The 5,114-nt window shown below is 51.0% G+C and carries 7 protein-coding genes; 6 read left to right on the top strand and 1 reads right to left on the bottom strand.

The window, feature by feature from the left end; all coding sequences use genetic code 11:
* Positions 1-99 precede the first annotated feature (99 nt).
* The 5 genes from JYJ39_RS13725 to JYJ39_RS13705 all read left to right on the top strand — a co-directional run bounded on the left by JYJ39_RS13725 (position 100) and on the right by JYJ39_RS13705 (position 3,070).
* Complete coding sequence (locus JYJ39_RS13725) at positions 100-636, top strand: hypothetical protein (RefSeq protein WP_205205175.1); 537 nt, start codon at positions 100-102, stop codon at positions 634-636.
* 158 nt (positions 637-794) lie between these two features.
* Positions 795-1,178, top strand: coding sequence for a DUF7674 family protein (locus tag JYJ39_RS13720; protein ID WP_205205173.1), 384 nt, complete (start codon positions 795-797; stop codon positions 1,176-1,178).
* An 82-nt stretch (positions 1,179-1,260) separates the two neighbouring features.
* The gene (locus tag JYJ39_RS13715; protein ID WP_205205171.1) at positions 1,261-1,590 is read left to right on the top strand and encodes a TfoX/Sxy family protein; all 330 of its coding nucleotides are present in this window, start codon (positions 1,261-1,263) and stop codon (positions 1,588-1,590) included.
* Positions 1,591-1,886: 296 nt separating this feature from the next.
* Positions 1,887-2,486, top strand: a complete 600-nt coding sequence (locus JYJ39_RS13710; RefSeq protein WP_205205168.1) for a hypothetical protein — start codon at positions 1,887-1,889, stop codon at positions 2,484-2,486.
* Between the two features lie 140 nt (positions 2,487-2,626).
* A complete protein-coding gene (locus JYJ39_RS13705; protein ID WP_205205166.1) occupies positions 2,627-3,070 on the top strand; it encodes a hypothetical protein in 444 nt (147 codons plus the stop codon).
* A gap of 271 nt (positions 3,071-3,341) precedes the next feature.
* Here the strand turns inward: JYJ39_RS13705 and JYJ39_RS13700 are convergent, their stop codons facing one another.
* Complete coding sequence (locus tag JYJ39_RS13700; RefSeq protein ID WP_205205165.1) at positions 3,342-4,016, bottom strand: hypothetical protein; 675 nt, start codon at positions 4,014-4,016, stop codon at positions 3,342-3,344.
* Positions 4,017-4,128: 112 nt separating this feature from the next.
* On the opposite strand from JYJ39_RS13700, the gene JYJ39_RS13695 reads away from it, so the two are divergent.
* Complete coding sequence (locus JYJ39_RS13695) at positions 4,129-4,944, top strand: hypothetical protein (RefSeq protein ID WP_205205163.1); 816 nt, start codon at positions 4,129-4,131, stop codon at positions 4,942-4,944.
* Positions 4,945-5,114: the final 170 nt, after the last annotated feature.

Below are 5,114 nucleotides of genomic sequence, written 5' to 3'. Positions count from 1 at the left end.
AAATAAAACACGGTTCGCCGCATGAATCAGGCGACAACTATCTTGACTTGCTCCGCCCGCAAGCGGGCCGCCCCTTACCTCCAACATTAGGTGACCACTATGGAACCCTCTGATCAAGCTAATCTCACTCGAGCAGTTAGGAGGCTAACCATTGCTGTATGGTCATTGATCGTACTTCTGGCCTTGTTCGCCGGGATTTGCGTTGTCGCTTTTATCTCCGTGATTAGTTTTTCCAGGGATGGCCCTGAGCCAACACTTACCTCATCTTCACCAGATTCAAGTCGGCCAGTGCTCGAACACTTCCATTCTCTACCCCTTGAACAGCAAGTTGAGGCTGCGAGTGTTATCGCCATCTCGCGATATGAAAAAGATGGCGACCGGCTCAAATGCGTAATCTCGGAGATATTGAAGCAATCACCAGGCACGAAGTTCTACTACAAGGTCGGCGACGAATTTCGCCAATGCAGCTTTTACCCTAAACTAAACGAGTACTCTATCGATGGACAGATTATTTTCTTCATCGGCAGTCCGGCCCAGTTTAAGTACAGCACATCCCTAAATAATGAGCGAGTTACCGGCCTGGGGGATATGCCGATTGACGCGCTACGTACTCTGATTAAAAGCCAAAGCAAATGATCGGGGCGTCACCTAACATGAAGGAAATTTCTGATATGCGGGTTGTGAGGTACTCGATTTTGCAACCTAACCTTTCAGTCAAGTTCGTTCCGGCCTTCGGCCTCCACGGGACGCGCCGCAAGCGGCGCGCCCCTTACCTCAAACGTTAGAGCTTGCTCATGCAGACCAATGCGGAGTTTTTCCGTGATGCGCGTTCAAAATTTCCCTCTTTGACCGAGAAGGCAGATTTTCACCATCTCAAATACTGGGGCGAAACACCGTCTGAAGAGCAAGACTCTTACAGCTGGTTTGAGAGCGTCGCACGAGCACTAAATTCAGAAATGAAGCGTGAGGCCTATGTTAAAGAAACAAGAGATTTCTTTGCATATGTGGCTACGATTTTGGGCAACTCTAGTACTGAAGTTCAAAACTGTATTGATGTGGCATTTGTTGAAAATTTGTTTTGGGAGGTTTCACCAACCAAGGCTGGGCCATATTGGGCTCTGCTCCCCAAATCACTTCAGGAGCTATACGTTGATTTTCACCACCGCACACCGCTCTAACCTCTCGGTCAAGGCGCAGCCTGCGGCTGCTGGGACGTCCCGCAAGCGGGCCGCCCCTTACCTAGCACGTTAGGCATTGCATATGGCGACATCTCAGGCCACGATGGATTTTTTGCTAGACCAACTCGCGAGTTTAGCCAATGTGAGCGCGAAGAAAATGTTTGGCGAGTATTGCCTATATTTAGCAGGCAAACCCGTTGCATTGGTCTGCGATGACCAGTTGTATCTCAAGCCAACGATTGCAGGCCGAGGCATGGTGCAACAAGTAATCGAAGGTGCCCCATATCCCGGCGCAAAGCCTCATCTGCTCATCACTGCCGACCTCTGGGAAGAGCAAGAGTGGCTCAATCAGTTAATTCAGGCCACAGGCAATGAACTTCCGCTACCAAAGCCCAAAAAGAAAAATGCCTAACATCCCGCTGCAGAGGGACGCTACGCCGGCAAGCCGGCTTCGCGCCCCTGAGCTTCCACGTTAGGCAACCAAAGTAAATTTATTGACAATATGAAATACACAATTCATTACGAATGCACTACCGAGATCGGTATATTCAAAGCAGAAGTTGATGTCGAATGCAAAAACCCACCGACATCTACAGACGGCTACATTATTGATGCGGTTTTGCGGGATTCCGTAAGGCTCCATAAATCTGGCCAGGGCTCGACAAGAATTATCACCATCAAAGAACACTCTAAGTAATTGGCGTAAAAATGAAACAAACTATAATTTTTAGCATCATCACCGCCCTTGCTGTGGGCTTAGTCATATCAGCTTTTACATCACTCGAAAAAAGCAAGGAACTCGAACAACACAAAGAGAGAGTCGCCGAGATAAGCGCAGAGCTTCAAAAATATCAAACCGAAAACCGGAAACTTCGTGCAATAGCAACCATTCTTGACGGCGCCACAACCGGGATTCATCAAACACAGCCAGAAACAATAAAAAACGTCAATAAAGTAGTGGCATATATACTGAATCTTAAAGATGCACCAGAAGAAAAATTCAAGGAGTGTTGGGACAGAAGGTTGAATACCACCAACTGGGGAAGTAATGGCCCATATGGCCTGCTAGATGAATGTATTGATAGCATCAAGAGCACCAGCAGCGCAATTCTTATTCGAGAAATAGACAATGCCACCGATGCTGCCCGAAGCAGATGCTCGGAAGGCAACAACCGATACGAAATGGCGAAAAGCTGCTGGGCAGATCGAAATTTCCGTCTAATGAGCAGTGCCAACCAAGCCATCTTTTCGGCAATCACAACGCCAAATTGGCTTGACGCCCAAAATATCTCGATAAATGAAGAATAATATCCCAAGGCTAGCTAGCTCAATGCCTAACAAGTCCGTCAACCGGACCGTCAAAAAGCTGCGCTTTTTGCCATCCGGTTACGTCCAACGTTAGGGGCATCCCGGTGCGCATACCCTCGATCATCTGCAGCTTCCTCATCATGAGCACATCCTTCACTTCCGCACACGGCGAAGCTCGCTACGACAACCCGGTCGATCATCGCTCTTACATCACGGAAGGCGAGTTCAAGACCTACAAATCGGAAACTGAACGCGACACCACTGGACAACCAGTTGTCACCAATGGCATTCGTCTGCTCACAGGCGAGTCAGACCTGAAGCAGCGAGTCCGTGTCGAAGACCTCGCTTCGTTCATTAAGTCTGCCGAGAACAGGGCATATCCTATCCTTGCGAAGAACAACGCTCCTGCTCTCGTGCTCGTCCAGTTCGATTGTCAGCCAAATCGGCTTGAGGTCAAGATTGCGAGCCAAGGAAGTCCTCAAGAGTCCATACTCCAGGCTCTCTATGAGGCCATGAAGTCCCTGTCTCCGCTTCAGACAAGAGGCGAAGTCACATTCCAGGTGGAACTCAATGTCCGCCCCTAACCATCGCTTCGAGGGGACTGCCCAGAAGCTGCGCTTCTGGGTTCCCTCCCTTCGGTCGGCCGCCCCTCAAGCTGAACGTTGGGCGCATCGGATTCCGGCCTCTTGCATTCCCCTTTGAAATGAAGATTTCATTGTCTCGTTTCCAAAGTGTCCTAGTTATAAATCTAAAGGGGGGCGCTTCGCGCCCCCCGATCAGCCCGATTGACTGCCAAAAACCCACCCCCGGTCTCCATGAGCCGCCGGGGAGAAAAGCCCCCCTGCGCCTCATCGGTCAGGGTGTTTTGTCCTTCCGCCGATCAAGGGAGGCTGCGCTGTCCGGCACGCCGGCCACCCTTGACGGAGCACACACCGCCCGGAACCCCCAGCGCATGGGCTTCTGCGCCACAGACAGACGCCTGCGCCGGCGGCTGTCCTGTGTCGCTGTACCCCATGCGCCCAACCCCCGTAGCGTTGAAGCCCCGCCGCTACCGCCTGCCGCCTGGCTGGCACCCCATGGGCGGCGCTTAACTTTCACGTTGGGCGGCAAATCCGGCTGCCGTCCTATGCCGTTAATCAATTCAACCAGCGCGTTGAGGTAATCGTGCTTGCACCAGCCTTCTATCTCGCAGATCGTCAGGTCGACCAATATGTCGGCCAACAGCTTGCGCATAAACTTGGCCCTAGCCAGGTCGTTTACCGTTCTGGCGTAGTGAGCATCAACAACCTGTGTCGGTTTCGACTTTTCATCCGGACCGGGAGTGGTTGTTTCCATTTTGGAACAAACCACTCCGGCATCGAAAAGCTGTCTTTGCGCGGGAACAACTCGCACAAGAGCGCGTTTTCCGCCGCGCAACGGGCTGCCGTTGGTAGCAAACAAATAGCCAGCCAGGGGGCTGCCTGCATGATTGTCGATGGTCCATCCTGCGGGCAGCGAGTCCATCAAATCCCAGTGCTTGTACGTTCGCATCGAATCTCTCCAGCCGCCCAACATTTCAGTCAACGCGGACCTTCGCGGCTACGCGGCTCGGCCCGTTACTGCCAGCGTTAGCGCTATTACTCTATTCCTTAGGAGCCGCTTCATGGATGTAGCACTTTGCACACTCGACAACTACACCTATACGTCAGCCCAATTTGCTCAACTGCCTTTTGCAGATATGAGCGAGAAAAGACGAAGTCTTGTATGTCCAGAGTGTAGCGGCCCTGCCTTCTTCAGAAGGCAAACAAGAAATGGGCGTGCGGCATGTTTTGGAGCCCGCCCGCACCAACCCAACTGTTCACTGTCGGTTCTAGATGAAACTCGAGTTATTCATGGCCAGGGAGAGATTGCGGAAGTAATTTACAACCCCGGAGAAAGAATTGTTGTTGATCTTAATTTTGGCGCGCAGCAGCATATTCATGCCGAACCGCACCTCGGCCCAGTCCGAGGCGGCGGAAGAGCGGGAATCCATATTGGTGATAATGCAGCAAACAATGCGCGTATGCATCGCAGGCTTAGCACCCTGCTTAGGAAACTAATTGAGTCCCCAGACTTCAGGGCGTCTCAGCAAATCCTAGAAGTCTTAGGTAACGAAATTCAAGTCCGAGATTTCTTTGTTCCCCTTCTTGAGATTCAGCCTCATCATCTAAATTCGCTAAAAGGTTTTTGGGGAATGCTGTCAGATGTTGGCGCGGATCAAAATGGAACCATTTGGTTGAATAGCGGCGGCAGAAGAAATATCAGCTTTTTTATTGATGACGATTCGTTTACGCAGGTTTGCGCACGTTACAACATAAACGAAGAGGAAGATTTTGCAGGTGCATACATATTAGTAATCGGAGAAGCCAAATTAGCCCAGAGCGGGAAGGTTTATTGCGCAATACAAGATCCAAACATGGTTTGCCTCAGGCTTGCATAAGGCGCTAACCAATCATTCCACCGGACCTGCGCAAAAAAAGCCGCGCAGGCCGGTGAATTCAAACGTTAGTCCGCACAACACCTAGGACGGCCCGGTCGATAGATTCTTTAAACCACTCCCCCTGGGTCAGAATAGTTGTCGCTTCGATAGAATCTTGAATTGAGGGGCGA

The organism is Azonexus hydrophilus, assembly GCF_905120355.1.
GTDB lineage: Bacteria > Pseudomonadota > Gammaproteobacteria > Burkholderiales > Rhodocyclaceae > Azonexus.
Note: the sequence above shows the minus strand (reverse complement) of the source record. Positions and strands in the feature narration are given on the sequence as shown.

What these genes read in the sequence shown, in the direction of transcription:
- JYJ39_RS13700 (WP_205205165.1), bottom strand. Translation starts at nt 4,016, where the DNA reads ATGCGAACGTACAAGCACTGGGATTTGATGGACTCGCTGCCCGCAGGA.
- JYJ39_RS13695 (WP_205205163.1), top strand. Translation starts at nt 4,129, where the DNA reads ATGGATGTAGCACTTTGCACACTCGACAACTACACCTATACGTCAGCC.
- JYJ39_RS13725 (WP_205205175.1), top strand. Translation starts at nt 100, where the DNA reads ATGGAACCCTCTGATCAAGCTAATCTCACTCGAGCAGTTAGGAGGCTA.
- JYJ39_RS13720 (WP_205205173.1), top strand. Translation starts at nt 795, where the DNA reads ATGCAGACCAATGCGGAGTTTTTCCGTGATGCGCGTTCAAAATTTCCC.
- JYJ39_RS13705 (WP_205205166.1), top strand. Translation starts at nt 2,627, where the DNA reads ATGAGCACATCCTTCACTTCCGCACACGGCGAAGCTCGCTACGACAAC.
- JYJ39_RS13715 (WP_205205171.1), top strand. Translation starts at nt 1,261, where the DNA reads ATGGCGACATCTCAGGCCACGATGGATTTTTTGCTAGACCAACTCGCG.
- JYJ39_RS13710 (WP_205205168.1), top strand. Translation starts at nt 1,887, where the DNA reads ATGAAACAAACTATAATTTTTAGCATCATCACCGCCCTTGCTGTGGGC.